The sequence below is a fragment of the Pseudoxanthomonas sp. P4_B2 genome (genome assembly GCF_056402315.1).
Map to the genome: position 1 here is coordinate 314,102 of NZ_JBFUHQ010000003.1, position 24,097 is coordinate 338,198.

Consider the following 24,097-nt stretch of genomic DNA (forward strand, 5'->3'; position numbering starts at 1 on the left):
CTTTCTTCAGGAAAGGCAATATCTATCTGTTTCGTACTTTTCGTTACATGACGGCGGACGACCCATGGCAATGGCGGCAGTCAGCGCATCGGATGTGGCAAGCAGCGCGGTGGCGGTGAGGAATCGGGGCGGACGCGGCGCGTTCGTGCTGACCTGCGACCACGCCAGCGCGCACATCCCGCCCGGCTACGCCGGCCTGGGCTTGTCGGCTGCGGAACTGCAGCGCCATATCGCCTGGGACATCGGCGCGCTGGGTCTGGCCGAACAACTCTCCGGACTGTTGGATGCGCCGCTGCTGCACCCCACCGTCTCGCGTCTGCTGCTGGATGTGAATCGGGATCCCGGCGCGCACGACTCCATCGCCGTCACCAGCGAAGACACTCTCATCCGCGGCAACCAGACGATCGATGCGGATGAGCGCCAGCGACGGCACGACTGGATCTATGCCCCCTACCACGGCGAAATAGCAGCGATGATGGCTGCGCGCATCGCCGCTCGACTGCCCACGGCGATGATCTCCATCCACTCGTTCACTCCCGTATTTAAAAGTCTGGAGCGCCGCTGGCAGGTAGGCGTGCTTTCGCATCGCGACCGCCGCATGGCCGATCCTTTGTTGCGCGCTCTGGGCGCGGACTCCGGACTGGAGGTAGGCGACAACCAACCGTACGCGCCACGCGATGGCGTGTACCACACGCTGGAACGGCACGCCGAGGCCCATGGCCTGCCTTGCGTGATGCTGGAGATCCGCAACGACCTGATCCGCGACACCCCGGGGCAACTGTCCTGGGCCGAACGGCTGGCGCCGCTGCTACTGCGCGCCTTCGAGGACGCCCGTGCTGCGGAGGGGGCTGCCGAGCGTCGTTAACCATTGTCCACCGTTGTAGCCACCGCAAGGGGATTGGAAATGTCCGAATCATCGAGTGTCCAATACACCAAGGTTGACCAGAGTTATTTCGAGAAACGCGGACTGCGACGCTACGCCGGCGTGTGGTCGTTATGGGCGTTGGGCGTCGGCGCGGTGATCTCGGGGCACTTCTCCGGCTGGAATTTCGGTCTGGCCAATGGCTGGGGCAGCATGCTGGTGGCCGGCATCATCATCGCGGTGATGTACCTGGGCCTGACCTTCTCCATCGCCGAAATGAGCCCGGCCTTGCCGCACACGGGCGCGGCTTATTCGTTCGCGCGCACCGCGATGGGGCCGTGGGGAGGATTCCTCACCGGACTGTCGGAAAACGTGGAGTACGTGCTGACCCCGGCGGTGATCGTGTTCTTCATCGGCAGCTACATGACCGGCATCACCGGCACGCCGACGGAAATGCAGCCCTTGTGGTGGATAGGGTTCTACATACTTTTCGTCGGCCTAAATGTCATCGGTGTGGAACTGTCGTTCCGCATCACCTTGGTGGTCACTTTGCTGGCGTTGGCGTGCCTGGTGGTGTTCTGGATCAGCGCTCTGCCGCACATCGATTTCAACCGCTGGGCATTGAATGTGGGTGCCGGCCCCGACGGCGCGCCAATTGAGCTAGCCGAAGGCGGTGGTTCCTGGTTCCCATTCGGATGGAAAGGCGTCCTGGCCACCCTGCCCTTCGCGGTATGGCTATTTCTGGCCATTGAGCAATTGCCGCTGGCCGCCGAGGAGTCGGTGGACCCGAAACGCGACATGCCCAAAGGCATCATCCTGGGCATGTTCACCCTGATCGTTTCGGCTTTCATGATCATGTGGTTGAACCCGGCCGTCGCCGGCATCGGATCCTTCAAACTGGCGACATCCGGGGAACCGCTGTTGGACGGCTTCAAGGCGATCTATGGCGAAGGCACCGCCAAGTTGTTGGCGGGCGTGGCCGTGCTGGGTCTGGTGGCCAGTTTCCACACCATCATCTTCGCCAAGGGACGGCAGGTGTACTCCCTGGCTCGCGCAGGCTATTTCCCACCGGGTCTGTCGATCACCCACGGCACGCGCAAGACACCGCATGTGGCGATGGTGTTCGGTTCGATCGTCGCGCTTGGAGTGATGTTCGCGTTGTGGTTCGGTCTGGGCGCCGACCATGGCGGCAAGATCATCGGCGCGACGTTGCTGAACATGGCGGTATTCGGCGCGATGTTCAGCTATTTCATGCAGGCGCTGTCCTTCATCGTGCTGCGCAGGAAGCTGCCCAACATCCATCGCCCGTACCGGAGCCCGTTCGGCATCTTCGGCGCGGCACTGACCATGATCATCGCCGTGGTCACCCTTTTCTATCAGATCAAGGATCCTGCCTACAGCACTGCGGTCATGTGGGTGGCGATCTGGTTCGTAATCGGCATCTTGTATTTCGCCGTGCGCGGACGGCATCGCCTGATCCTCTCGCCCGAAGAGGAATTCGCGCTGGAACACAAGCAGCAAGCCGGCGTCTGAGCAATCGATATGGAGAGCGGCGGCGCGCAGGCGCCGCCGCATGCTTCCCACTTACGGAAACCGAGATGACCGCACCCCTAAGCTTCGCCGAACTCAAGCGCGCTGTCGCCGACGGCAGCATCGATACCGTGCTGGCCTGCATGATCGACATGCAAGGCCGCCTAATCGGCAAGCGCTTCCAGGCCGAGTTTTTCCTGGACAGCGCGCACGACGAGACCCACGGCTGCAATTATCTGCTGGCCGACGACATCGACATGGAACCGGTGCCCGGCTATGCCGCGGCCAGCTGGGATAAAGGCTATGGCGACTTCGCGCTCAAACCCGACCTGGGAACCTTGCGCCGCATTCCGTGGCTGGAAGGCACGGCGTTGGTGCTGTGCGATGTGCTGGACCACCATCACAAGGATCTGCCGCACAGTCCACGCGCCATGCTGAAGAAGCAGATCGCCAGACTCGCCGAACGCGGCTATGTCGGCATGTTCGCCTCGGAGCTGGAGTTCTACCTGTTCGACGAAAGCTACGTGGACATCCATGCCCGCGACTACCGCAATCCGAAGACCGCCGGCTACTACATCGAGGACTACCACATCCTGCAGACCACCCGCGAGGAACCGGTGATGCGGGCGATGCGCAAGGGCATGCAGGCCGCCGGCATCCCGGTGGAGAACACCAAGGGCGAATGGGGTCCGGGCCAGGAAGAAATCAACGTGCGTTATGCCGAAGCGCTGGAAATGGCCGACCGCCACGCGATCATGAAGAACGGCTGCAAGGAGATCGCCATGCAGCACGGCAAGGCGATCACCTTCATGGCCAAATGGCGTTACGACTTGGCCGGTTCCAGCAGCCACATCCACAACTCGCTATGGAGCGCGAAGACCGGCAAGCCGCTATTCCTGGACGCCAAAGCCGAATACGGCATGTCGGATCTGATGCGCGCCTGGGTGGCCGGACAGGTCAAGTACGCGCGGGACGTCACCTGGTTCTTGGCGCCTTACATCAATTCTTACAAGCGCTTCCAGGCCGGCACTTTCGCTCCGACCAAGGCCGTGTGGAGCGTCGATAACCGCACCGCCGGCTTCCGACTCTGCGGCGAGGGCGGCAAGGGCATCCGCATCGAATGCCGGATCGGCGGCGCGGATCTCAATCCGTACCTGGCCTACGCCGCATTGATCGCGGCGGGGCTCGCCGGAATCGACGAGAAGCTGAAGCTGGGCAAGCCCTTCTCCGGCGATGCCTACGGCGGCGAAAAACTGCCGGAAGTCTCCAAGACCTTGCGCGACGCCACCGATGCGTTGCGCGGGTCGAAGATGCTGCGCAAAGCGCTGGGCGATGAAGTGATCGATCACTACGTGCATACGGCCGAATGGGAACAATCCGAATGCGACCGCAGGGTGACCGATTGGGAATTGCGGCGGGGGTTCGAGAGGTATTGACAGAAAACCGCTGTCGAAAAAAGGACGTCGTCATCCCAGCGCAAGCTGGGATCCATCTTGATTTTCGCGGGATACCTACCGAAGCATTGAAAAACAAAAAGCAAGATCAAAATGGATCCCAGCTTTCGCTGGGATGACAACTGATAGTAGACCTGCATGGCAACGATCCCCACCATTCCGAGAACCGAATGAGCAACGAAGTAAAACTAATCTCTCCCGTCGACGGCCGCGTCTATGCCGAACGCCACTACGCCAGCGATGAGACCGTGACCGCTGCACTGGACACCGCCGCGCAAGCGCAGCGCATCTGGAAGAAAACTCCGTTGGCCGAACGCGCCAGCTATTGCACCGCGGCGCTGGAAGCGTTGCTGGCGATGCGTGAGGAAATCGCACCGGAAATCGCCTGGCAGATGGGGCGTCCTGTGCGTTACGGCGCCGGCGAGCTGCGCGGGGTGGAGGAGCGCGCACGCCACATGATCGCCATCGCCGCGGATGCGCTGGCCGATATCGACTCCGGCGAGAAAACTGGCTTCCGCCGCTTCGTGCGTCGCGAACCGTTGGGCACGGTATTGGTGATCGCGCCCTGGAACTACCCTTACCTCACCGCGGTGAACTCCATCGTTCCCGCATTGATGGCCGGCAACGCAGTGATCCTGAAACACGCGACCCAGACCTTGCTGGTGGGCGAGCGCTTCGAGCGCGCATTCGAGCAGGCCGGCTTGCCCGCGGGCGTGTTCCGCAACCTGTTGCTCGATCACGAACAGTCCGCGCGGGTGATCGGTTCCGGCCGTGTGCAGCAGGTCAATTTCACCGGCTCCGTCGAAGGCGGGCGCGCCATGGAACGCGCCGCCAGCGGCCACTTCCTCGGGCTCGGCCTGGAACTGGGCGGCAAGGATCCGGCTTATGTGCGCCACGATGCCGACCTGGATTTCACGGTAGAGAACCTGGTCGACGGCAGCTTCTTCAATTCCGGGCAGAGCTGCTGCGGCATCGAACGCATCTATGTCGATCGCGGCGTGTATCCGGAATTCGTCGAGCGCTTCACCGAACTCACCCGCAGCTATGTGTTGGGCAACCCTTTGGACGAGGCGACCACGCTCGGCCCGCTGGTCAAGGCCGCCAGCGCCGACTTCGTGCGCGGACAGATCGCCGCTGCCATCGCCGGCGGCGCGCGCGCGCTGATCGATGGCGCCGCCTTCAGCGCCGACGCCATCGGCACGCCTTACCTCGCTCCGCAGGTGCTGGTCGAGGTCGATCACTCGATGTCGGTGATGCGCGAGGAAAGTTTCGGTCCGGTAGTCGGAATCATGCCGGTGGACGGCGACGCGCAAGCGTTGCAGCTGATGAACGACAGCCCATACGGCCTCACTGCTTCGGTGTGGACGCGCGATCTCGACGCCGCCGAACGCATCGGCGACGACATCGCTACCGGTACGGTATACATGAACCGTTGCGACTATCTGGATCCCTCTTTGGCCTGGACCGGCGTCAAGCACACCGGACGCGGCGCCACTTTGTCGCGCGTGGGCTATGAAACCCTTACCCGGCCCAAATCCTTCCATCTGCGCCACGACATCACCAAATGAGAATCCCCGAATGACCCTCCGCGCCAACTGGAACTATCCCACCTCGATCCGCTTCGGCGCAGGGCGCATCAGCGAACTGGCGGAAGCCTGTTTGACCAGCGGCATCCGCAAGCCGCTGCTAGTGACCGACGCCGGCCTGGCCAATGCGCCGATCACAACGAATGCGTTGGCGTCGTTGCGCGCCGCTGGATTGGATGCGGAACTATTCGCCGACCTGAAACCGAACCCGGTGGAAGCCAATCTCAACGCCGGCCTGCTGGCGTATCGCGACGGCGGCCACGACGGCGTGGTGGCCTTCGGCGGCGGCAGCGGCCTAGACACCGGCAAGCTGATCGCCTTCATGAGCGGGCAATCGCGCCCGGTCTGGGATTACGAAGACATCGGCGACTGGTGGACCCGCGCGGACCCCGACGGCATCGCTCCCATCATCGCCGTGCCCACCACCGCTGGCACAGGCTCGGAAGTCGGCCGCGCGGGCGTGCTGACCGACGACAACACCCATACCAAGAAAATCATCTTCCACCCGAAAATGATGCCGCGCGTGGTGATCTGCGATCCGGCGCTGACCGTGGGCATGCCCGCGAAGATCACCGTCGGTACCGGCATGGATGCGCTATCGCATTGCCTGGAAGCCTATTGCGCGCCTGGCTATCACCCCATGGCCGATGGCATCGCGGTCGAGGGCATGCGCCTGGTCAAGCAGGCGCTGCCGCGCGTCTATGCGCAACCGGACGACCTCGAGGCGCGCGGCGACATGATGGCCGCCGCCGCGATGGGAGCCACTGCCTTCCAGAAAGGACTCGGCGGCATGCATGCGCTGTCGCATCCGGTCGGCGCGTTGTACGACACCCATCACGGCATGACCAATGCGGTGTTCATGCCGTACGTGCTTGCCTTCAACCGCAGCGCGATCGAGGAACGCATCGAACGGCTGGCCGCCTACCTGCAGCTTCCGCGTCAGGATTTCGCCGGCTTTCTGGATTTCGTGCTTGAGCTTCGCGCGTCGCTGGGCGTGCCGCATGCGCTGGAGGAGTTCGGCGTGAACGGCGACCGCGCTGGCGAGATCGCGGTGATGGCCGAGGCGGATCCGTCGGCGGGAGGGAATCCGGTGAAGTTCGACTCCGCGGCGGCGGCGAAGGTGTTCGATGCGGCGTTGACTGGCCGCGTGTAGCTTCCTTTCTCCCATCGGGAGAAGGTGCCCGAAGGGCGGATGAGGGCATGTAAGTTCCGCTTTTACTGGAAGGTGGAAGGCGAGTCATTGCCACTCCCTCATCCGTCGCTGCGCGCCACCTTCTCCCGGTGGGAGAAGGACAGCACTCATCACCGCATCAACACCACTTCCTCCGCCGAAGTCGGATGGATCGCCATGGTGTCGTCCAGATCGCGCTTGGTGATGCCCTTCTTCAAGGCCACTGCGAATCCCTGCAGGATTTCGTCCGCACCTTCGCCTAGCAGATGGATGCCGATTACGCGCTGCTGTTCGGGTGCGTCGCCTTCGCCCACGCATACCAGCTTGAACAGGCTGCGCTGCGGCGAATCGGCCAACGCGTGCAGCATCGGGCGGAAAGCGGCGCTGTAGGTCTTCACCGCATCGCCATGGCGTTCGCGCGCCTCGGCTTCGGTCAGGCCGACCATGCCCAGCGGCGGATGCGCGAACACCACGGTGGCGATGTCGTCGTAATCGAGCTTCGCTTCTGGTTTGCCGCCGAACAGGCGGTCCATCAGGCGACGCGCGGCGGCGATGGCCACGGGCGTAAGCGCAAGCCGGCTGGCAACGTCGCCCACCGCATGTATGTTAGCAACGCTGGTGTCCTGGAATTCATCGACCACGATGAAACCATCGCCGTCGATGGCCACGCCGATGTCTTCCAGACCGAGTTGCCGGCTATTGGGCTTGCGGCCGGTGGCGAAGATCACGGCATCGTAGGGTTCGCTGATCTGCCCGTTGCGCTCGTGCAGGACCCGCTGCCCGCCCGCCTGCTCAAGCGAAGCGATCTGGTGCCCGAAATGACAATGGATGCCATGCTGCCTGAGGTTTTCCGTCAGTGCGTCGGTAAGCTCGCTGTCGAAGGAATCGAGCAGGCGCTTGCCGCGCACGAACAGTTCCACCTTGCTGCCCAACGCCTGCAGGACGCCGCCCAATTCGACTGCGATATAGCCGCCGCCGACTATCGCCACGCGCCCGGGCGCGCCGCAAAGATTGAAGAAATCGTCGGAGACCAGACCCAGTTCCGCGCCGGGAATGCCCAGACGCTTCGGCTGACCACCGGTCGCAATCAATACGTGCGCAGCACTGATGCGCAGGCCCTGATGGGTTTCCACCGTATGCGCATCGATGAAATGTCCGCGGCATGGCAGGTGTACTATCTCGGCCGTGTCCAAGCGCTTGCGATAGCTGTCGTGGATGCCGGCGATGTAACGCTGGCGATGGACGATGAATTCGCGCCAGTCGAGCTTAGGCGGCGGCAAGCCGAATCCCAGCCGCGAGGCCATATCGATGCGCTGCGCCAGTTCGGCCGCCAACCACATCGCCTTCTTCGGCACGCATCCCACATTGACGCAGGTGCCGCCGAACTCGCCAGGTTCCAGTAGCGCGACGCGCGCCCCATGCCATGCAGCGCGGAAAGCGCCGGCCAGGCCGCCGGAACCGCCGCCGATCACCACCAGGTCGTAATCGTAAGCCGGTAAAGCAGCACTCACAGGAAACGCTCCATCCGATAGGGCGCGGGATCGATCGCGGTCGTGTTGCCGACGATCAAGTCCGCCATCAATTGTCCGCTGGCCGCGCTCATGGTGACGCCGAGCATGCCATGCCCGGCGGCCAGCCAGAGCCTACGCTTGCCGGGCACGCAGCCGAGCACCGGCAAGTCGTCCCAGGTCATCGGCCGCCAGCCGTACCAGCGTTCATGAATGACCGCGCCGACTGGTTCATACAGGTACTCGTCTGCGCCGAACTCGAGCGCAGCCAGCCGTGTCTCATTCAAAGTCTCGTCGTAACCGGAGAACTCCATGGTGCTGCCCAGGCGGAAGCCGCTATCCCACACGGTCACGCAAACCTGCCGATCCTTCAGCACCATCGCACGCCGGGGCACCAGCGCAGGACGCGAATAGGTGATCGAGTAGCCCTTGCCCGGCTGGATCGGCAGTTTGATCCCCAACGTGCTCGCCAACGCCGGCGACCAGGCACCGAGCGCGATAACCGCATCGCTGCCGCTGCGCGGACCCAGACTCGTTCCCACGATCACGCCGTTAGCGGACTCCTGCAGCGAATCGACCCGGCAATTTTCCTCGATCACGCCGCCCCGCTCCCGCACCACTCTCGCGAGCTCCGCCACGTAGCGATCCGGACGCAGGCGCGCATCGTCCGGGAAACGAACCGCACCGGCCACGCCGGGTTTCAAAGCCGGTTCGTCGCGCAGATAATCGGCGCCGTCGAGTATTTCGCTGACGATTCCGAATTCGCGCAGCAACTCGCACTCTTTCGCGTAATGGTCGAAGTACTTCCGCTGCCGGAATACGTAATCGAGCCCTTCTTCCGCGAACTCGCATTGCAGCCCGTAACGTTCCACCCAGTCGGCCAAGCGGCTGCGCGAATCGTTGAGGATCGCCGAACGCGACTGCGTGCTCTGCCGCCAATTCTTGAGGTTGCAGCGCGCGGCGAAATGCGCCAGCCAGCGCCACAACCCAGGATCCAGCCGCGGTTTCAGATACAGCGGCGCGTCCGGGGTGAACATCCAGCGCAGACCCAACGCGATCATGCCGGGGGCGGCCAGCGGTGGCGCGTGGCTCGGCGTGATGGTGCCGCAGTTGCCGTGCGAAGCGCCGCTGCCGACCGTCGCCGCTTCGAGCACGCGCACGCCCCGGCCAGCTTCGAGCAGCGCCAGCGCCGTGGCCAGGCCGATCACGCCGCCGCCGATGATTAGAACTTCGTCGCGTTGTCCAGTCATTGCCCTAGTCTAGGACAGCAAGCAGCTGATCTGGTACATGCTCGATGCGCACAATGCGGTTGCATACGATCTAGTTCGCACCGACTCGCATTGGCTGCGGCTTGAGATAGGTCAGCGAACGCCACAGCCATTCCATCGGACCGAAACGGAAGCGCTGCAACCACCAACGGCTCAGCAACAACTGCGCGCAAAACAACGCCAGCACGAACGGAACCTGCCAAGCCCGCGGCAGTCGTTCGAAGTAACCCAGTCCGTAGCCGTAAAAGACCAGCGTGCAGACCAGCGACTGCAGCAGATAATTGGTCAGGGCCATGCGTCCGGCCGGCGCCAGCCAGGCCAGCTTGGCTGCCCACGTCGGCGACTGCATGCCGTGTACCACCCAGCCGGCATACCCCAGACACATCAGCGCGCCGCCCAGCATGCTCAGACAGAATACGCTCGAAGCGGTCAGGCTGATTTCGGCGGGATCTTGCGTGGGATGCCAGACGAACGAGCCCAGCACTATCGCCAGACCCGCCGGCAAGCCCAGCCAGCGCATTCTGCGGAACAGTCGCGGATGGTTTTCCGGATGCGCGATCGCCCCGGTCTTAACCAACCAGGAGCCGAGCAGGAACATGCCGAATATCAAGGGTCCGATCATCATCAGGTTCATCAGCGAAAAGCCAAGATCCTTCGCCCGTTGCAGCGTCGCCTGCAGATAGCTGCCGGCGCCGAACGCCTGGCGCTGCCCCTCCAGCATGGCCGCGATCATTTTTTCCTGTTTGCCCATGGTCAGCTCCCAGGCTGTCGCCAGCTCGGGCGTGGATTGCATCAGCGACCCCATTAGACCCTGCAGCATCATCAGGCACAGGGGCGCGAGAAACGAAGCGATGGCCAACCACAGTAGCCAGCGCGCGGACACCTCGCGAAACGCCAATAGCAGCATCGAAAGCAAGGCATAGGCCACCAGGATGTCGCCGGACCAGATCAACAGCGCATGCACCAGGCCTATCCCCAGCAGGGTCAGGCCGCGTCGCCAATAAATACCGGCGAACGGACGGTGCGCGGCCTGCGCCCTCTGCGACATCACCGCAAAACCCATGCCGAACAACAGCGAAAACAGGGTGAAGAATTTGCCCTGCACAAAGAGATAGATCAGCGCATCGGCCCAACGGTCGGCGCCGGTCAAGGCGGGATCCAAGCCAGTCGCTGTGGCCATCAACGGGCCGGTCATGGCTTCGATGTTCATCAGCAGGATGCCCAGCAGCGCGAAGCCGCGCACCACGTCCAAGGTCTGGATACGCTCGGCGACAGGAATCGGATTCATAGCCAGCGAAGGCGGCATCGTGCTCATCTTGCTCCTTGGGCGATATGGGTCGGAACCTCGCTTACAGGGCACCGGATACGAAGACGGCCCGCCTGAGCGAGCCGTCGGTATCGATCCGGAACCTGGATCAACGGCCGGGATCAGTGGTGGTGACCGCCGTCGCCATGCACGTGACCGTGTTCCAGTTCCTCGGCGCTGGCTTCGCGCACTTCCACGATTTCCACGTCGAAATGCAGATCCTTGCCGGCCATCGGGTGATTCAGGTCGACGTCGACCACGCTCATGCCGACCTTCTGGATGGTCACTGCGCGCGGACCGAAGTTGGTCTGCAACACCACCTGCATGCCGGGCTCGAGCTTCTGCGCGCCGAAATGCTTCTTGGGCACGCGCTGGCTCAGGCCGTCGCGCTTTTCCCCGTAGGCATCGGCTGCGGCCACGTCGACACCGAAGCTGTCGCCGGCTTCGCGGTCCAGCATGGCCGTTTCCAGGCCCGGGATGATGTTGCCGTGGCCGTACAGGATGGCCAGCGGTTCGCGGTCTTTGGAGCTTTCCAGCGATTCCTGGCCCACTTCGGACACGGTGTAGTGGAAACGGACCACGCTGTCTTTTGCGATTTTCATGTTCGGCTCTGGCAGGGCTGCATCGCGTTTGGTTAGGCGATCGCAGACGGGAGCGGCTTGTGGGCCACGGGAGATTGCGGTCAATATTGGCCGCAATGAAGGCCGCGCATTATCCCGGCTTGCCGGGTCCCACGCCAGTTGCCGCCCGTAGTGCGGGAGGTCGCGGCGTCGCCTTCCCTCGTGCAGCCCTGCTCCTACTCCCACTGCTTCTCGCTTTGCTGCTGAGCGGATGCGGCGGGCAGCAGGTGCGGCCGACCCCGCCGGCCGGGGCAACGCAACGACATTGGCCGCAGGTAATACCCGCCGATCCCGATGCCGCCAATGCGGTGTTGATGCGGGCCATCGGCCTGGTAGGCACGCCCTACACATATGGCGGAAACACCCCGCAAACGGGTTTCGACTGCAGCGGCCTGGTCGCCTATGTCTATCGCGACATGCTGGATCTGCGCCTGCCGCGCACTTCTCGCGAGCTCGCCAGCATCCAGGGGCCACGCATTGCCCCGGAAAAGCTAGCCACTGCCGATCTGGTCTTCTTCGGCAGCAAAGGCAGCGTGAGCCATGTGGGGATTTACGTCGGTGAAGGGCGCTTCGTGCATGCGCCTAGCACCGGCGGGACGGTCCGGCTGGACCAGTTGGATGGCCCTTACTGGCGCGATCATTATTCTGGCGCCAAACGCGTATTGAATTGAAAATGTGACACGTGTTCTATTGAATTCACGCGACACTAACGAAATTTGAACCATATGAAGGACTTATGACGGCATGATCCGTCCCTGATTCACTGCACAGATCTCCGCGTGACGACCGACGACCTGCAAAAAGGCCTGCCCGCCGCCCGCCGCCCCCTTCGGGGTGTGACCCTTACTCTCTTCAGCACCGCCGTCCTTTGCCTAGCCAGTATTTCGGCCCAGGCCCAGAACGCGCCCGTCGCCGCCCCGCTCGAGGCTGCCGCGCTCAAGCAGGCGTCTTCCCAGTCCGTCGTCGCCGCTACTGCGGACGCCGTAATAGCCGATGCGCTGGCCTCGACCGCGGTAACGACCACCGACAAGGTCTCTTCCAACAGCGTCCGCGATAAGGCCGCACAGGCCGCCGCCGCTACCCTGACCGCCCTGTTGCCGCGACTCGCCGCCAGCGACACGATGCCGATGCTGGACCGCTCGGCGATGTTCGCTGGCGACTTGAGCCGTCTGCTGGCCAATTACGACCTCAGCCGCACCGGCGTGCTTGGGCAGCAGGATTCCGGCGGCAAGGTGCAAACCGTACTCCAGCGTGCACTGACCCTGCTCGGCACGCCGTACCGCTGGGGCGGCACCTCGCCCGACAGCGGTTTCGACTGCAGCGGGCTGGTCGGCTATGTGTTCCGCACCGCGCTGGGCATCGATCTGCCGCGCGTCTCACGCGACATGGCCCGCAAGTCCGACGCCGAACTGATCAAGAATCGCGAAGACCTGCAGCAAGGCGACTTGGTGTTCTTCGGTCGCAGGGGCCGCGTGAGCCACGTGGGCATTTACGTCGGCGAAGGCCGTTTCCTGCATTCGCCCAGCACCGGCAAGGACGTGCGCGTGGACAGCCTGATCACCGGTTACTGGAGCGCGAAGTTCATGCAGGCCCGCCGTGTGGCGATGTAAACCGCGCTGTCCTAGCCAGCACGCCCTACTCAAGCACGATCCGAAGGCCGCCTAATCCGCGGCCTTCTTCGTTGTGGGCTGCTGGTAGTGGGCGATGGTCTGCTCGATGCCTTTGCTCAGTTCCATCACCTTGGTCGCGTACTCGGACATGCGGCGGTCGTCATCGGTTTCGGGCTTCCATGACGGCACCGGCATGGGCTTGCCTTCCACGCCGTCCAGCGCCACGAACACGATGATGCAGTGGGTGCACAGGCGGTTCTCGGCCTGGCTGGAGTCCAGTCCGGGATCGCGTGCGCGTACGTCGACGGCGAAATGCATGCTGCTGGTGCCGGTATAGACCAGGGTCGCCGTCACCGTGACCAGATCGCTGATGCGGATGGGTGCGACGAAACGGATGCCGCCCACCGCCACGGTCACGCTGTAGTGGCCGCTCCAACCCACCGCCGCCGCGTAGCCTACCTGGTCGATCCACTTCATCACCACGCCGCCGTGCACCTTGCCGCCGTAGTTCACGTCGGTGGGTTCGGCCAGGAAACGGAAAGTCAGCTCGCGTTGTTCGCCGCTCATGCATCGATCTCCTCTGTCGGGCAGCAGCTTATCCGGTTGCGGCGCGCAAGGCTTGGCGTCATCCTGCGGACGGTAGGCCGGCAAGAGGAAGGGCAATGATCGCCATGATGCCCCACCACCCCGCGTGGATGAGCACTTAAGGCCTGCTGTTGCCGGTCCCGGCGGCAGTGCTGGCTGCGCGCCTGGCCAAGCCACGCCTGCCTCCGTTGCGGAAGACGACTTGATCGCAGCCACCTCGCCGGTGTGGAACTCGTCGCAGCTGTCGTCAACGCTTCACCGAACCAGCGGGTTGCGACTTCGTTTTAGTCGCGCCATGCTTACGGCTTGAACCACAGGAGAACAACGCGATGGTACGCACGGTTTTGGGGACTTTTTCTGGCGCGCTGATCGCCAGCCTGGCGCTGATCGGCAGCTGGTACGGCATCGCGGAGATCTATCCGTTGCCGACGAATACCGATTTCGCTACTCCCGAATCGCTATCGGCTTACGCCGCGGCGACTCCCTCTTCGGCCCAGGCTTGCATTCTCGGCGCCTGGGCGCTCGCGGCACTGCTGGGCGGCTGGACTGCGGCCCGTACCTCGAAAGGCCGTCGCGGCGCCGCAGCATTGGTGATCGGAGGTTTGCTTACCGCGACCGTGATCGTCTACGCCACGCTCATCCCCAATCCGGAATGGATGACCGTGGTCGGCGTGCTGCTGCCGATTCCGTTTGCGGTCCTGGCCGCGCTAGTGGCGATGCCTCGCAACGAAATCTGAAAGCGTGATGCGGCGGAGATCGCCGCTATTGTTTTCAGCGCCTGACGGTGTAATCCATCCCTACCGAAACCGGACCGGCCTCGACGAAGCCGTATTGGGCGTAGAGATGCCGCGCGTCGCCATCGGCGAACAGGGAGACATTGGAGGAATCCGGCGCATTGGCGCGCAGCCACGCATCGAGCGCGCCCATGATGCGTTTGCCGAGCCCACGCCGCTGATATTCCGGCTGCACCGCGATATCGACCACCACGAAGAAACAACCGCCATCGCCGATGATCCGGCCCATGCCGATGGTGTCGTTGCACAGCTTCAGGCTGACTCCATACAGCGTGTTCGCCAGCCCCAGCACGGCGGCCTCCGCCGATTTCGGCGACAAGCCGGCGACGCTGCGCAGGCGGCGATAATCCTCCACGCCGGGGAACTGCTCCACCAGAGCGATCTCGTCAGGCGCGTTCACGTAGCTTCTCCGGCACCTTCAAGTCCTCTTCTTCGATGCCGACGTTGGTCGGTGCCGCTTCGTAGATCGTGCGGTCGAGCATTCCGGTCTCTTTCGCCACCAGCACTGGCACCAGCATCTGTCCGGTGACATTGGTCATGGTGCGCATCATGTCCAGCACCCGGTCGATGGCATACAGATAGCCGATGGTTTCCAACGGCAGGCCTGCGGCGCTCAGCACCACCGTGGCCATTACCACCGCCGTGCCCGGCACGCCGGCGGTGCCGAAGCTTCCAAGCACCGAGGCGATCATCACGATGAAGTATTGATCCGCACTCAACGGATGGCCGGTGTATTGAGAAATGAACACCGCGCACAAAGCCGGATAGATGGCCCCGCAACCGTCCATCTTGATGCTCGCGCCCAACGGCACGGCGAACGAGGCGTAGTCTTTGTTGACGCCCAGGTTGTGGGTGACGCTACGGATCGCGGCCGGCATCGCCGCGAAACTCGAAGAACTGACGAAGGCGACCTGCATACCGGCCGCGGCGCCGCGGAAGAACTTGATCGGATTCAGCCCGTGCGCCAGCAGCAGGCCGCTGTAGACGATGACGATATGCAAGGCGCAGGCGAGATACAGCGCGCCAACGAAACTCAGCAGCGGAAGCAGCTTCTCGAACCCATAGGCGCCCACCAGCGCCGCGATCAAGCCGAAGGTGCCGATGGGGGTGACCTCCAGCACGAAGCGGGTGACCTGGATCATCACCTCGCTGGCTTCGCCCGCCAGCTTGCGAGCACCGGCCACACGTTCGCCCAGCTTGACCATGGCGAAGCCCAGCAGCATGGCGAAGAAGATCACCGGCAGGATCGAGCCCTTGCCGGCGGCCAGTACAGTTTCGCCCGCCGCGTTCTTCACCGCACCGATACCGGTCAGCGCCTGGAATGGATTGGAAGGCACCACATTCAACAGCACCTGGATCGGGCTGGGAACGTCCTTGGGCACGTAGTTGGGATCGACCTGCAGCGTGGTCACCCCCACGCCCGGCTGCACCACGATGCCCACCGCAAGACCCACGCCTACCGCCAGCACGGCGGTGATCACGAACCACAGGAAGGTGCGCCCGCCCAACGCGGCGACCGATTTCTGGCCATGCAGGCTGGACACCGCATTGATCACCGCAAAGAACACCAGCGGTATCGCGATCATCTTGATCAGGGTGACGTAGAGATCGCCCAGCGGACCGAACCAGGTCTCCGCCGAAGGCCCGAACGCCCAGCCCGCCAGCGCGCCCAGCACGAAACCGGCAACCACGCGTTGCCAGAACGGGATCTTGAACCAGGCTGCCACTAATTTCATTTCATCAACCCACCATTGCGTGCACGCACGATAGCCCAGTCGGCAAAAGGACGCGACGGCAGCACTGGAATTGCGTCATGTCATCGGCAGGACACTGTACTCACGGCATAATCTGGGATTGCCCGCATGGACCCAGCGATGCTTCGACCTGCCCCCGCTCTGCTCTGCTCTTCCCTGGTTTTGCTTGCCGCCTGCGCCGCAGTGCCCGCGCGCCACGACAGGCCGGCCACGTACTTGATCAAGGTGCCCGAGGTTGCGCATCCCGCAGCCGAAACCCCGGCCTGGTGGTACCGCAGCGGCGCAGCGCGCGCAGCGGGCAATGGCGCGATGAACGGACGGGCGAAGAACGTGATCCTGTTCCTGGGCGATGGCATGAGCCTGACCACCGTGGCCGCCGCCCGCATCCTGGAGGGCCAGCGCAAAGGCGGCCCGGGCGAAGAGAACCAGTTGGCTTGGGAAACCTTTCCCAACACCGCATTGAGCAAGACCTACAACACCGATTCGCAGACACCCGATTCGGCCGGCACCATGACCGCCATCACCACCGGCGTGAAGACGCACATGGGCGCGATCGGCGTTACCGCCGGCAAGCGCGACGACTGCGCGGACAGTCTGCATAAATCCGCGCTTACCTGGCTTGAACTTGCCGACAGCGTAGGCATGGCCACTGGCATCGTGACCACCACCCGTCTTACCCATGCCACGCCAGCGGCGACGTACGCCCATTCCCCGGAACGCAATTGGGAAAACGACACCGACGTGCCAGCGGAGGCGAAGACGCAAGGTTGCAAGGACATAGCGCAGCAGCTGATGACCTCGCGTTTCGGCAAGGGTCCGACGGTAGCGCTGGGCGGAGGCCGCGGCGAATACACCACGGTCGAAGAACGCGACCCCGAATACGACGACAAGGTCGGCCAGCGCCTGGATGGACGCGATCTGGTCGAAGAATGGCGTCGTGCCCACCCGCAGGGTGCTTATGCCTGGAACAAGCGCCAACTGGATGCGGCCGGCAACGCATCAGCGCTGCTTGGCCTGTTCGAGCCCGACCATATGCAGTTCGACCACGACCGCAACAAGGGTCCCGATGGCGAACCCTCCTTGGCGGAGATGACGACCGCAGCGATACATACGCTATCCCGCAATCCGGACGGTTATGTATTGATGGTGGAAGGCGGACGAATAGACCACGCCAACCATTATGGAAATGCGTTCCGCGCGCTGGACGAAACCATTGCGCTGTCCGACGCGGTGAGGGCCGCGGCCGCGGCCACATCGCCGGAAGACACCCTGATCCTAGTGACCGCGGACCATTCGCATACGCTGAACTTCGTCGGCTACCCGGTGCGTGGCAACCCCATGCTGGGCAAGGTCCGGGGAGTGGGTGGCGAAGACGGCAACCGCGACGATTACGCGCGCGATCTCAGCGGTCTGCCGTACACCACGCTCAACTATGCCAACGGCCCCGGCTATGTCGGCGCCAGCAATGCGCAGGAAGCCGGTCCGAAAAAATTCTTGCACGAACCCAGCAGCTCCGAGGCCGCCGATGGCCGCCCCGATCTGACCAAGGTGGACACCGAGGACCCGGATTACCTGCAAGAAGCGACGACCCCGTTGAAAGCCGAAACCCATGGCGGCGAAGACGTCGGCATCTGGGCCCGCGGCCCTGGCAGCGATGCGGTGCGCGGCACGGTGGAACAAAACACTATCTACCATTTCATTGTGCAGGCCACGCCCCGCTTGCGCGAGCGTCTGTGCGCGGCGAAGACCTGCAATGCCGATGGAGTGCCGGTGGAGTTGCCGACGCCTGCTGATTTCGAGAAGAAATAATGCGCTTTCGTAGGTGCGGACTATGCCCGCACCTGCCACGCAACTGCTTCAGAACGGCTTGGCCAACACCAGGTAGACCACACCGACCAGCAACAGCACCGGCAATTCGTTGAACCAGCGCAAAGCCTTCGAGGACGGCAGCGCGCGGCCTTTCTCGGCGCCTTTCAACCAGCGGCCCGCGATGATGAAGTGCGCTAGCATCAGCGCCACCAGGGTCAGCTTGGCGTGCAGCCAGCCGCCGCTGATGTGGAAGTAGAACCACAGCACCAAGCCCAGGACGAGCGCCAGTCCGAACATGGTGTGGCCGAAGCGGTAGAGCTTCTTCCCCATCATCAGCAAGCGCGCCTGCACTTCAGGCTGACCGCCGCTCTCGGTAAGGTTCACCAGAATGCGCGGCAGATAGAAAACGCCGCCCATCCAGGCCATGACGAAGACGAGATGTGCGGTCTTGACCCAGAAATACATACGCTTGGCTCCCGTTGGCTGACAATAGGATAGCGGAGCGCGCATCGCGGCATCGAATGCGCCTTGCTCCCGTCGCATATCAACTTCCGATTCCGGCGCCATCAAGATGACCAAACAGTACGATCAGGCCTACTTCCAGCAGTGGTACCGCCGCAGCGATATCGGCGGTCCACAACGGCTTGCGCGTAAGGTCGCGCTAGCGGTGGCCTGCGCCGAGTACTACCTGGAGCGTCCCATCCGCACTGTGCTGGATATCGGCTGCGGGGAAGGCGCGTGGCGCGCACCCTTGCTGAAATTGCGCCCGAAACTGCGCTATCTAGGATTCGATAGCAGCGAGTTCGCGGTCTCGAAATACGGTCCGCGCCGCAATCTGCACTACGCGCACTTCGGCGATTTCTCCCAGCTGCGTCCCTGCCCACCGGTCGATCTGCTGATTTGCGCGGATGTGCTGCACTACGTGCCCGCGCGCGAACTGCAACGCGGCTTGCCCGGGTTGGCGGAACTCTGCGGAGGCGTGGCCTTCCTGGAGACCTTCTCCCGCGAGGACGAGTTCGAAGGCGACCACATCGGTTTCCAACCCCGCGCCGCAAGCTGGTACCGCAAGCAGTTCGGCGCCCATGGCCTGCAATCGGTGGGATCGCATTGCTGGCTGTCTCCGGCCCTCGCAGACCAGGCGGCGGCCCTGGAAAAAGCGGATTAAGCCTAGCCTTGCCGGTTTGCGGTATGCTGCGGCGCAGCAACCCGCTATTCGCCGGACTCCGTACCCGATGATGCTTTATCAATGGCATGAACTGAGCCGCAACTGGATGGCTCCCTGGATCCACCAGGCCGAAGCCAACGCCAAGCTCTTCTCCGATCCCAACAGCTGGCTGTCCACCCTGCCCGGCGCCGACCGCATCTCCGCCGGCAACGAGCTGGTGCACCGCCTGGGCAAGGACTACGAAAAGCCGCCGTGGAATATCCACCAAGTGGAAGTCAACGGCGCCAAGATTCCGGTGGTGGAACAGGAAATCATCGCCACGCCGTTCTGCCGCCTGCTTCGCTTCAAGCGCTACACCGATGAAGTGAAAAGCATCGCGGCGATGAAGAAGGAACCGGCCGTGCTGGTGGTCGCTCCCCTGTCGGGCCATCACGCGACCTTGTTGCGCGATACCGTGCGCACGCTGCTTCAGGACCACAAGGTCTACGTGACCGAGTGGATCGATGCGCGCCTGGTGCCTGCGGAAGAAGGCGAGTTCGGCCTGGACGATTACGTGGCGACGATAGAGGACTTTATCCGTCATATCGGCGCCGACAGCCTGCATGTGATCAGCGTCTGCCAGCCGACCGTGCCGGTGTTGGCGGCGGTATCGCTGATGGCCGCGCGCGGAGAAGCCACGCCACGTTCGCTGGTGATGATGGGCGGACCTATCGATGCGCGCCACAGCCCGACCCAGGTCAACGACCTGGCCACGAAGAATCCGCTGTCCTGGTTCAAGAACAACGTCATCCATACCGTGCCTTCGGCGTATCCCGGTCATGGCCGTTCGGTGTATCCCGGCTTCCTGCAACACGCAGGCTTCATCGCCATGAACCCCAGCCGGCATTTCATGTCGCACTGGGATTTCTATGCCGACCTAGTCAAGGGCGACCTGGAAGATGCCGACTCGCACCGCAGGTTTTACGACGAATACAACGCGGTGCTAGACATGCCGGCCGAGTACTACCTGGACACCATCCGCACCGTGTTCCAGGAATTCCTGCTGCCGCGCGGCAAGTGGAAGATCAAGGGCGAGCTGGTGAACCCTGCGGCGATCAAGAAGACCGCGCTGTTGAGCATCGAAGGCGAACTGGACGATATCTCCGGCTTGGGCCAGACCGCCGCCGCGCACGATCTGTGTACCGGTATTCCGAAGACCAAGCACCAGCACATGACAGTGAAGGGTGCGGGCCATTACGGCATTTTCAGCGGGCGCCGTTGGCGTGAAGTGGTTTATCCGGATGTTCGGGACTTTATCGCCAAGTACGCGGCGTAGATTCTTTCGCCGTAGGAGCTGCGCAAGCTGCGACCGAAAACTGAAAAGGCCTACGGATAATCTCCGTAGGCCTTTGTTTTTATGGTCGCAGCTTGCGCAGCTCCTACAGTTTCCAAATCAAACCACTGCGTTGCGCACCAGCAGATGCTTGGCCAGCAGCCCGTGCAGCTTGCCGATACCGCGCGCCAGATGCAGGGTGGCGAACAGCAGCAGGACTCCAGCCACGCATATCAGCGGCAATAACCAGGGCGCACTGGCGATCACGTTGTAATTGTCGATAGTGAAAGCGTAGTGCTCACCTGCGAAAAGGTACCCGATCGGAGCGCCGATGAAGGCCAAAGACACGCTCAGCAAGGTCACCGCTACCGTGAAATAAGCGGTGCCCAGCGGCAGCATCAACAGGAAGTACAGCATCGCGGTCCAGGTGCGGCCATCGGTGAACATCTCTTTGATGCGCTCCAGCCAGCCCTTGCCACGCTGCGTGTAAAGAGGCCTGCGCGGCATGCGTTCGCCCAACAGAACTTCTACGATGCGTCCTTCCACCAGCGACAGCACGCGGATCAGGCCCAGAAACAGCACCAGCAACGGGATGCCGATGATCAGGATCATCAGCCCGGCCGACAGACTGACGCCGGTCACCACGAAGGTGAAGTAGACGATGCCGGTAGCCAGCGACAGCAACATGTAGAACAACGCGCCGTAAGTATGCGGGTCGGCGATGACGCCGAAGAACTTGCCGATCGCGGACTTGCGTTTCTGCGGGACCGGTGCGCGCAAGGCGCGATTCACCGTCACCTCGGTGTCGCGGTAGATTTCAGCCACTTCCTCCGGCGCGCCGTAACTGCCAGCGACCGAGGCGATGACTTCGGCTTCGCTCTTACCGCTTTGTTCGGCGAGTTCTGAGCGCAGGTATTCTTCCGCGTCGTAGACCGCGTCCTGGATCATGGCCGGATCGGCGCCGCGCAACGCGGCGCGCAATTGCTCCAGGTATTCGGGAATCGTGGTGGGCAGGCGGCTTTCGGGAGGCATGGGAGCGTTCATTCGAGTATCCCCAACAGGACGGAATCTACGGAGTCGCGGGTGGCGCGCCAGGCGCTTACCCATTCGCGCAGGGTGTGCCGCCCTGCTTCGGTGATGCGGTAGTAACGACGTGGCGGACCGGACATGGAAGGCTCGACGAAGCTGTCCAGCAACCCCGCGCCCTCCAGATTGCGCAAGACCGGATACAGCGCGCTCTGCTTGCCGCTGAGCACGCCTTCCCCTACGCGCTCCAGCTGTTTGGCGATCAGATAGCCGTACATAGGCTCCTCCGCTTTTGACAGCACCGCCAGCAGAGCCAGCGACACGGTGCCGGCACTGAGCTCTTTCTGGAACTTTTTCAGATGGACATCGGAATCGTTCATGGCCTCCCCTTTCGGCAGAGGCCGCTAGGTTGGAGGGAATACTAGTATTGAGTTAGGTATAGCGAATGTGCCATTAGTCACCAGGCGCTTGGTCATGGGCTCCAAGTCCGGCGAGAATCGGGGTTCACCTCCTTCCGGCTATCCATATGACCCTGCGTCCCGCCCTGCTCGCCTGCGCCATCGCCCTGCTTTCGTCGCCGCTGGCGGCTGCGGAACAACCCAAAGGCGAGCCGCCCAAGTACAAGAGCGCGCAGGAAATCATCGACGCCTCGCCTGCCGATGCCTGGCGCGCCCTGGATCCCGCCAACACCCTGTATCTCGAATTGGAAACAGGCCGCGTAATCATCGAACTGGCACCACAGTTCGCGCCCGAGCATGTGGCCAATATCCGCACGATGGCTCGCGAGCATTTCTGGGACGGATTGAGCATCTATCGCTCGCAAGACAATTTCGTCGTGCAGTTCGGCGATCCGGACGGAGACGACCCTGCCAAGGCCCGTCCGCTGGGCACGGCGAAGAAGAAGCTGCCGGCCGAATTCCACCGCGCCTCCGCCGGCCTGAAATTCGACCGTCTACCCGACCCCGACGGCTGGGCGCCGCGGGTCGGATTCGTCGATGGCTTCCCTGTCGGGCACGATCCCAAGGCCAGCACGACCTGGCTGGCGCACTGCTACGGAACCTTGGGTGCGGGCCGCAACAACGACGCCGACAGCAGCATCGGCGCGGAACTGTACGTGGTCGATGGGCAATCGCCGCGCCAGCTGGACGACAACATCACGGTGGTGGGTCGTGTGGTCCAGGGTATGGAATTGCTCAGCGTCATCCCCCGCGGACCTGCGCCGATGGGCTTCTACGAGAAGCCCGAGCTGCGCACCACCATTAAGTCGATCAAGCTGGCCAGCGAGTTGCCGGAAGCCGAACGCGTCCCGCTGCAGCTGTTGCGCACCGACAGCAAGACCTTCGTGGAAGCCACCGAGGCGCGCCGCAACCGCCGTGATGATTTCTACAAGCGTCCCGCCGGGCATATCGACCTGTGCAATGTGCCGTTGCCGGTGCGAGTGGCTAAGAACTAATTCTCGCGGCTTGAAAACGTACAAGTAAGAATCGTCATCCCGGCGAAAGCCGGGACCCAACTCAAAGTTGTCGGATAGTTGGGTCCCGGCTTTCGCCGGGATGACGACCTTCAATACTTCAGATGCGTTTGTGTGCTTCTTCGATGATCCGCTTGTTGCGGATACGCACCGCGCCCACCATCAGCAAACGCATATCGCTGACGATGTAATCCGCCAGTTCGGCATCGGAAATATCCTCGCCTTCGATGTCCAGCCGGAATCCCTGCCCCTGCAACCCGCCGCCGTTGCTGAAGTCGATCTCGAAATCGAACACCACCCGCTTCTGCGTCGTCGCGACGGCGCTCATTTCTTGTTCCCTGCGCGTTGGCTCACCGCCACGCTGCCCAGGATCAGCAGGCCGGCGGCGATCATGGTGGGGGTGACCGGCTCGCTCAAGAACAGCCAGGCGAAGGCGGCGCCGAACAGCGGCACCAGATAGGTCACCACCGCCGTGCGAGTGGGGCCGATGCGCTGGATCAAGCGGTAATACATCAGGAAGGCGAAACCGGTGCACAGCACGCCCAGTGCGATGGCGCTGAACCAGGCCGCTGCCGAAATCGGTCCCGTCGGCCAATGAGTAGCCGCGAACGGCGCCAGCAACAAGGCCGAGCAACTCAAGGTGCTGCCTGCCGATGCCGCTGGCGGCAGATGCGCCATGTGCCGACGTACCAGGTTCAGACCCACGCCGTACAACAATGCCGCGCTGGCGCCGGCCACCACCGCCCAGCCCACGCTAAGGCCGGCCACTTTGCTGGTCGCCAGCACCACCACGCCCGCAAAACCCACCAGCAAAGCCAGAGCGCGGCGCACGCCGATCTTTTCGCCGAAGAACAGAAACGCCACCAATGCCGCGAACAACACAGTCATGGCATTGCAGATAGCGCCGATCGCTGCCGGCGAACGCTGCGCCGCCCAGGCGAACAGCAGGAAGGGAATCGCGGAATTGATCAGTGCGATCAGGGCCAGCTTCGGCCAGATTCCCAGAGTGAAGGCTGCCCGGTCGCGCCAGAGAAACGGCAGCATTACCAACGCGCCCAACGCCAGCCGGATATCCACTAGCGCGAATGCGCCGAACGGCTTGGCCGCTACCCGCATAAACAGGAACGAGCCGCCCCAGATGGCGCCCAGCAATAGCAACTCCAGCGGCGTGCGCCAGTCGCGCGTGGCTGCCACAGTCCCGCTGCTCGTCGCTACCACACCGTTGGCCGCCATCGCACTACTCCTGCTTTTTGTTGTCTGCCTCCA

General features: G+C 63.0%; 24 protein-coding genes. 12 read left to right on the plus strand and 12 right to left on the minus strand.

What is annotated here, in order from left to right; all coding sequences use genetic code 11:
* Positions 1 to 64 precede the first annotated feature (64 nt).
* The 5 genes from AC1DTQ_RS10300 to AC1DTQ_RS10320 all read left to right on the plus strand — a co-directional run bounded on the left by AC1DTQ_RS10300 (position 65) and on the right by AC1DTQ_RS10320 (position 6,585).
* Entirely contained in the window at positions 65 to 865 is an 801-nt protein-coding gene (locus tag AC1DTQ_RS10300; protein WP_477849485.1) for an N-formylglutamate amidohydrolase, read from the plus strand.
* Positions 866 to 904: 39 nt separating this feature from the next.
* Positions 905 to 2,395, plus strand: coding sequence for an amino acid permease (locus AC1DTQ_RS10305; RefSeq protein WP_477849487.1), 1,491 nt, complete (start codon positions 905 to 907; stop codon positions 2,393 to 2,395).
* A gap of 65 nt (positions 2,396 to 2,460) precedes the next feature.
* A complete protein-coding gene (locus AC1DTQ_RS10310) occupies positions 2,461 to 3,828 on the plus strand; it encodes a glutamine synthetase family protein (RefSeq protein WP_477849488.1) in 1,368 nt (455 codons plus the stop codon).
* 188 nt (positions 3,829 to 4,016) lie between these two features.
* On the plus strand, positions 4,017 to 5,414 hold the full coding sequence (locus tag AC1DTQ_RS10315) for an aldehyde dehydrogenase family protein (RefSeq protein ID WP_477849489.1): 1,398 nt from the start codon (positions 4,017 to 4,019) through the stop codon (positions 5,412 to 5,414).
* 10 nt (positions 5,415 to 5,424) lie between these two features.
* The gene (locus AC1DTQ_RS10320) at positions 5,425 to 6,585 is read left to right on the plus strand and encodes an iron-containing alcohol dehydrogenase (protein ID WP_477849490.1); all 1,161 of its coding nucleotides are present in this window, start codon (positions 5,425 to 5,427) and stop codon (positions 6,583 to 6,585) included.
* A gap of 149 nt (positions 6,586 to 6,734) precedes the next feature.
* On the opposite strand, the gene gorA is transcribed toward AC1DTQ_RS10320, so the two are convergent.
* The 4 genes from gorA to AC1DTQ_RS10340 form a co-directional block, all read right to left on the minus strand.
* Positions 6,735 to 8,114, minus strand: coding sequence for a glutathione-disulfide reductase (gorA, locus tag AC1DTQ_RS10325; protein ID WP_477849491.1), 1,380 nt, complete (start codon positions 8,112 to 8,114; stop codon positions 6,735 to 6,737).
* Positions 8,111 to 9,361 (minus strand): NAD(P)/FAD-dependent oxidoreductase, encoded by a 1,251-nt coding sequence (locus tag AC1DTQ_RS10330; protein WP_477849492.1) that lies wholly within the window; start codon positions 9,359 to 9,361, stop codon positions 8,111 to 8,113. The genes gorA and AC1DTQ_RS10330 overlap by 4 nt, the downstream gene beginning before the upstream one ends.
* A gap of 70 nt (positions 9,362 to 9,431) precedes the next feature.
* Positions 9,432 to 10,685: a DUF418 domain-containing protein gene (locus AC1DTQ_RS10335; RefSeq protein ID WP_477849685.1), complete on the minus strand. Its 1,254-nt coding sequence runs from the start codon at positions 10,683 to 10,685 to the stop codon at positions 9,432 to 9,434.
* A gap of 122 nt (positions 10,686 to 10,807) precedes the next feature.
* Positions 10,808 to 11,287 (minus strand): FKBP-type peptidyl-prolyl cis-trans isomerase, encoded by a 480-nt coding sequence (locus tag AC1DTQ_RS10340; RefSeq protein WP_477849493.1) that lies wholly within the window; start codon positions 11,285 to 11,287, stop codon positions 10,808 to 10,810.
* A 95-nt stretch (positions 11,288 to 11,382) separates the two neighbouring features.
* On the opposite strand from AC1DTQ_RS10340, the gene AC1DTQ_RS10345 reads away from it, so the two are divergent.
* Positions 11,383 to 11,976, plus strand: a complete 594-nt coding sequence (locus AC1DTQ_RS10345) for a C40 family peptidase (protein ID WP_477849494.1) — start codon at positions 11,383 to 11,385, stop codon at positions 11,974 to 11,976.
* Positions 11,977 to 12,084: 108 nt separating this feature from the next.
* Positions 12,085 to 12,915, plus strand: coding sequence for a C40 family peptidase (locus AC1DTQ_RS10350; protein ID WP_477849495.1), 831 nt, complete (start codon positions 12,085 to 12,087; stop codon positions 12,913 to 12,915).
* Between the two features lie 51 nt (positions 12,916 to 12,966).
* Here the strand turns inward: AC1DTQ_RS10350 and AC1DTQ_RS10355 are convergent, their stop codons facing one another.
* The gene (locus AC1DTQ_RS10355; RefSeq protein ID WP_477849496.1) at positions 12,967 to 13,482 is read right to left on the minus strand and encodes an acyl-CoA thioesterase; all 516 of its coding nucleotides are present in this window, start codon (positions 13,480 to 13,482) and stop codon (positions 12,967 to 12,969) included.
* A gap of 347 nt (positions 13,483 to 13,829) precedes the next feature.
* On the opposite strand from AC1DTQ_RS10355, the gene AC1DTQ_RS10360 reads away from it, so the two are divergent.
* Positions 13,830 to 14,237, plus strand: coding sequence for a hypothetical protein (locus tag AC1DTQ_RS10360; RefSeq protein ID WP_477849497.1), 408 nt, complete (start codon positions 13,830 to 13,832; stop codon positions 14,235 to 14,237).
* A gap of 34 nt (positions 14,238 to 14,271) precedes the next feature.
* Here AC1DTQ_RS10360 and AC1DTQ_RS10365 read toward each other — a convergent pair whose 3' ends face one another.
* Entirely contained in the window at positions 14,272 to 14,694 is a 423-nt protein-coding gene (locus AC1DTQ_RS10365) for a GNAT family N-acetyltransferase (protein ID WP_477849498.1), read from the minus strand.
* Positions 14,681 to 16,030, minus strand: coding sequence for a dicarboxylate/amino acid:cation symporter (locus tag AC1DTQ_RS10370; RefSeq protein WP_477849499.1), 1,350 nt, complete (start codon positions 16,028 to 16,030; stop codon positions 14,681 to 14,683). The genes AC1DTQ_RS10365 and AC1DTQ_RS10370 overlap by 14 nt, the downstream gene beginning before the upstream one ends.
* Positions 16,031 to 16,168: 138 nt before the next feature.
* On the opposite strand from AC1DTQ_RS10370, the gene AC1DTQ_RS10375 reads away from it, so the two are divergent.
* Positions 16,169 to 17,857: an alkaline phosphatase family protein gene (locus tag AC1DTQ_RS10375; protein ID WP_477849501.1), complete on the plus strand. Its 1,689-nt coding sequence runs from the start codon at positions 16,169 to 16,171 to the stop codon at positions 17,855 to 17,857.
* Positions 17,858 to 17,905: 48 nt separating this feature from the next.
* On the opposite strand, the gene AC1DTQ_RS10380 is transcribed toward AC1DTQ_RS10375, so the two are convergent.
* Positions 17,906 to 18,322 (minus strand): CopD family protein, encoded by a 417-nt coding sequence (locus AC1DTQ_RS10380; RefSeq protein WP_477849502.1) that lies wholly within the window; start codon positions 18,320 to 18,322, stop codon positions 17,906 to 17,908.
* A gap of 106 nt (positions 18,323 to 18,428) precedes the next feature.
* Between AC1DTQ_RS10380 and AC1DTQ_RS10385 the strand changes: the two genes are divergently transcribed.
* Both AC1DTQ_RS10385 and AC1DTQ_RS10390 read left to right on the plus strand, forming a co-directional pair.
* Complete coding sequence (locus AC1DTQ_RS10385; protein ID WP_477849503.1) at positions 18,429 to 19,022, plus strand: class I SAM-dependent DNA methyltransferase; 594 nt, start codon at positions 18,429 to 18,431, stop codon at positions 19,020 to 19,022.
* 70 nt (positions 19,023 to 19,092) lie between these two features.
* On the plus strand, positions 19,093 to 20,337 hold the full coding sequence (locus AC1DTQ_RS10390; protein ID WP_477849686.1) for a polyhydroxyalkanoate depolymerase: 1,245 nt from the start codon (positions 19,093 to 19,095) through the stop codon (positions 20,335 to 20,337).
* A 117-nt stretch (positions 20,338 to 20,454) separates the two neighbouring features.
* On the opposite strand, the gene AC1DTQ_RS10395 is transcribed toward AC1DTQ_RS10390, so the two are convergent.
* Both AC1DTQ_RS10395 and AC1DTQ_RS10400 read right to left on the minus strand, forming a co-directional pair.
* On the minus strand, positions 20,455 to 21,378 hold the full coding sequence (locus AC1DTQ_RS10395) for a sensor domain-containing protein (RefSeq protein WP_477849504.1): 924 nt from the start codon (positions 21,376 to 21,378) through the stop codon (positions 20,455 to 20,457).
* Positions 21,375 to 21,740, minus strand: coding sequence for a PadR family transcriptional regulator (locus tag AC1DTQ_RS10400; RefSeq protein WP_310094518.1), 366 nt, complete (start codon positions 21,738 to 21,740; stop codon positions 21,375 to 21,377). Before AC1DTQ_RS10400 ends, AC1DTQ_RS10395 begins: the two co-directional genes overlap by 4 nt.
* 146 nt (positions 21,741 to 21,886) lie before the next feature.
* On the opposite strand from AC1DTQ_RS10400, the gene AC1DTQ_RS10405 reads away from it, so the two are divergent.
* On the plus strand, positions 21,887 to 22,813 hold the full coding sequence (locus tag AC1DTQ_RS10405; RefSeq protein ID WP_477849506.1) for a peptidylprolyl isomerase: 927 nt from the start codon (positions 21,887 to 21,889) through the stop codon (positions 22,811 to 22,813).
* A gap of 118 nt (positions 22,814 to 22,931) precedes the next feature.
* Here AC1DTQ_RS10405 and AC1DTQ_RS10410 read toward each other — a convergent pair whose 3' ends face one another.
* Together AC1DTQ_RS10410 and AC1DTQ_RS10415 are read right to left on the minus strand one after the other, a co-directional pair.
* On the minus strand, positions 22,932 to 23,159 hold the full coding sequence (locus tag AC1DTQ_RS10410) for a cyclase (protein ID WP_477849507.1): 228 nt from the start codon (positions 23,157 to 23,159) through the stop codon (positions 22,932 to 22,934).
* Entirely contained in the window at positions 23,156 to 24,064 is a 909-nt protein-coding gene (locus AC1DTQ_RS10415; protein WP_477849508.1) for a DMT family transporter, read from the minus strand. The genes AC1DTQ_RS10410 and AC1DTQ_RS10415 overlap by 4 nt, the downstream gene beginning before the upstream one ends.
* Positions 24,065 to 24,097 lie beyond the last annotated feature (33 nt).

What these genes read in the sequence shown, in the direction of transcription:
- AC1DTQ_RS10390 (WP_477849686.1), top strand. Translation starts at nt 19,093, where the DNA reads ATGCTTTATCAATGGCATGAACTGAGCCGCAACTGGATGGCTCCCTGG.
- AC1DTQ_RS10310 (WP_477849488.1), top strand. Translation starts at nt 2,461, where the DNA reads ATGACCGCACCCCTAAGCTTCGCCGAACTCAAGCGCGCTGTCGCCGAC.
- AC1DTQ_RS10305 (WP_477849487.1), top strand. Translation starts at nt 905, where the DNA reads ATGTCCGAATCATCGAGTGTCCAATACACCAAGGTTGACCAGAGTTAT.
- AC1DTQ_RS10370 (WP_477849499.1), bottom strand. Translation starts at nt 16,030, where the DNA reads ATGAAATTAGTGGCAGCCTGGTTCAAGATCCCGTTCTGGCAACGCGTG.
- AC1DTQ_RS10340 (WP_477849493.1), bottom strand. Translation starts at nt 11,287, where the DNA reads ATGAAAATCGCAAAAGACAGCGTGGTCCGTTTCCACTACACCGTGTCC.
- AC1DTQ_RS10355 (WP_477849496.1), bottom strand. Translation starts at nt 13,482, where the DNA reads ATGAGCGGCGAACAACGCGAGCTGACTTTCCGTTTCCTGGCCGAACCC.
- AC1DTQ_RS10400 (WP_310094518.1), bottom strand. Translation starts at nt 21,740, where the DNA reads ATGAACGATTCCGATGTCCATCTGAAAAAGTTCCAGAAAGAGCTCAGT.
- AC1DTQ_RS10380 (WP_477849502.1), bottom strand. Translation starts at nt 18,322, where the DNA reads ATGTATTTCTGGGTCAAGACCGCACATCTCGTCTTCGTCATGGCCTGG.
- AC1DTQ_RS10395 (WP_477849504.1), bottom strand. Translation starts at nt 21,378, where the DNA reads ATGAACGCTCCCATGCCTCCCGAAAGCCGCCTGCCCACCACGATTCCC.
- AC1DTQ_RS10320 (WP_477849490.1), top strand. Translation starts at nt 5,425, where the DNA reads ATGACCCTCCGCGCCAACTGGAACTATCCCACCTCGATCCGCTTCGGC.
- AC1DTQ_RS10360 (WP_477849497.1), top strand. Translation starts at nt 13,830, where the DNA reads ATGGTACGCACGGTTTTGGGGACTTTTTCTGGCGCGCTGATCGCCAGC.
- AC1DTQ_RS10385 (WP_477849503.1), top strand. Translation starts at nt 18,429, where the DNA reads ATGACCAAACAGTACGATCAGGCCTACTTCCAGCAGTGGTACCGCCGC.
- AC1DTQ_RS10315 (WP_477849489.1), top strand. Translation starts at nt 4,017, where the DNA reads ATGAGCAACGAAGTAAAACTAATCTCTCCCGTCGACGGCCGCGTCTAT.
- AC1DTQ_RS10330 (WP_477849492.1), bottom strand. Translation starts at nt 9,361, where the DNA reads ATGACTGGACAACGCGACGAAGTTCTAATCATCGGCGGCGGCGTGATC.
- AC1DTQ_RS10415 (WP_477849508.1), bottom strand. Translation starts at nt 24,064, where the DNA reads ATGGCGGCCAACGGTGTGGTAGCGACGAGCAGCGGGACTGTGGCAGCC.
- AC1DTQ_RS10345 (WP_477849494.1), top strand. Translation starts at nt 11,383, where the DNA reads ATGAAGGCCGCGCATTATCCCGGCTTGCCGGGTCCCACGCCAGTTGCC.
- AC1DTQ_RS10410 (WP_477849507.1), bottom strand. Translation starts at nt 23,159, where the DNA reads ATGAGCGCCGTCGCGACGACGCAGAAGCGGGTGGTGTTCGATTTCGAG.
- AC1DTQ_RS10405 (WP_477849506.1), top strand. Translation starts at nt 21,887, where the DNA reads ATGACCCTGCGTCCCGCCCTGCTCGCCTGCGCCATCGCCCTGCTTTCG.
- AC1DTQ_RS10300 (WP_477849485.1), top strand. Translation starts at nt 65, where the DNA reads ATGGCAATGGCGGCAGTCAGCGCATCGGATGTGGCAAGCAGCGCGGTG.
- AC1DTQ_RS10375 (WP_477849501.1), top strand. Translation starts at nt 16,169, where the DNA reads ATGCTTCGACCTGCCCCCGCTCTGCTCTGCTCTTCCCTGGTTTTGCTT.
- AC1DTQ_RS10335 (WP_477849685.1), bottom strand. Translation starts at nt 10,685, where the DNA reads ATGCCGCCTTCGCTGGCTATGAATCCGATTCCTGTCGCCGAGCGTATC.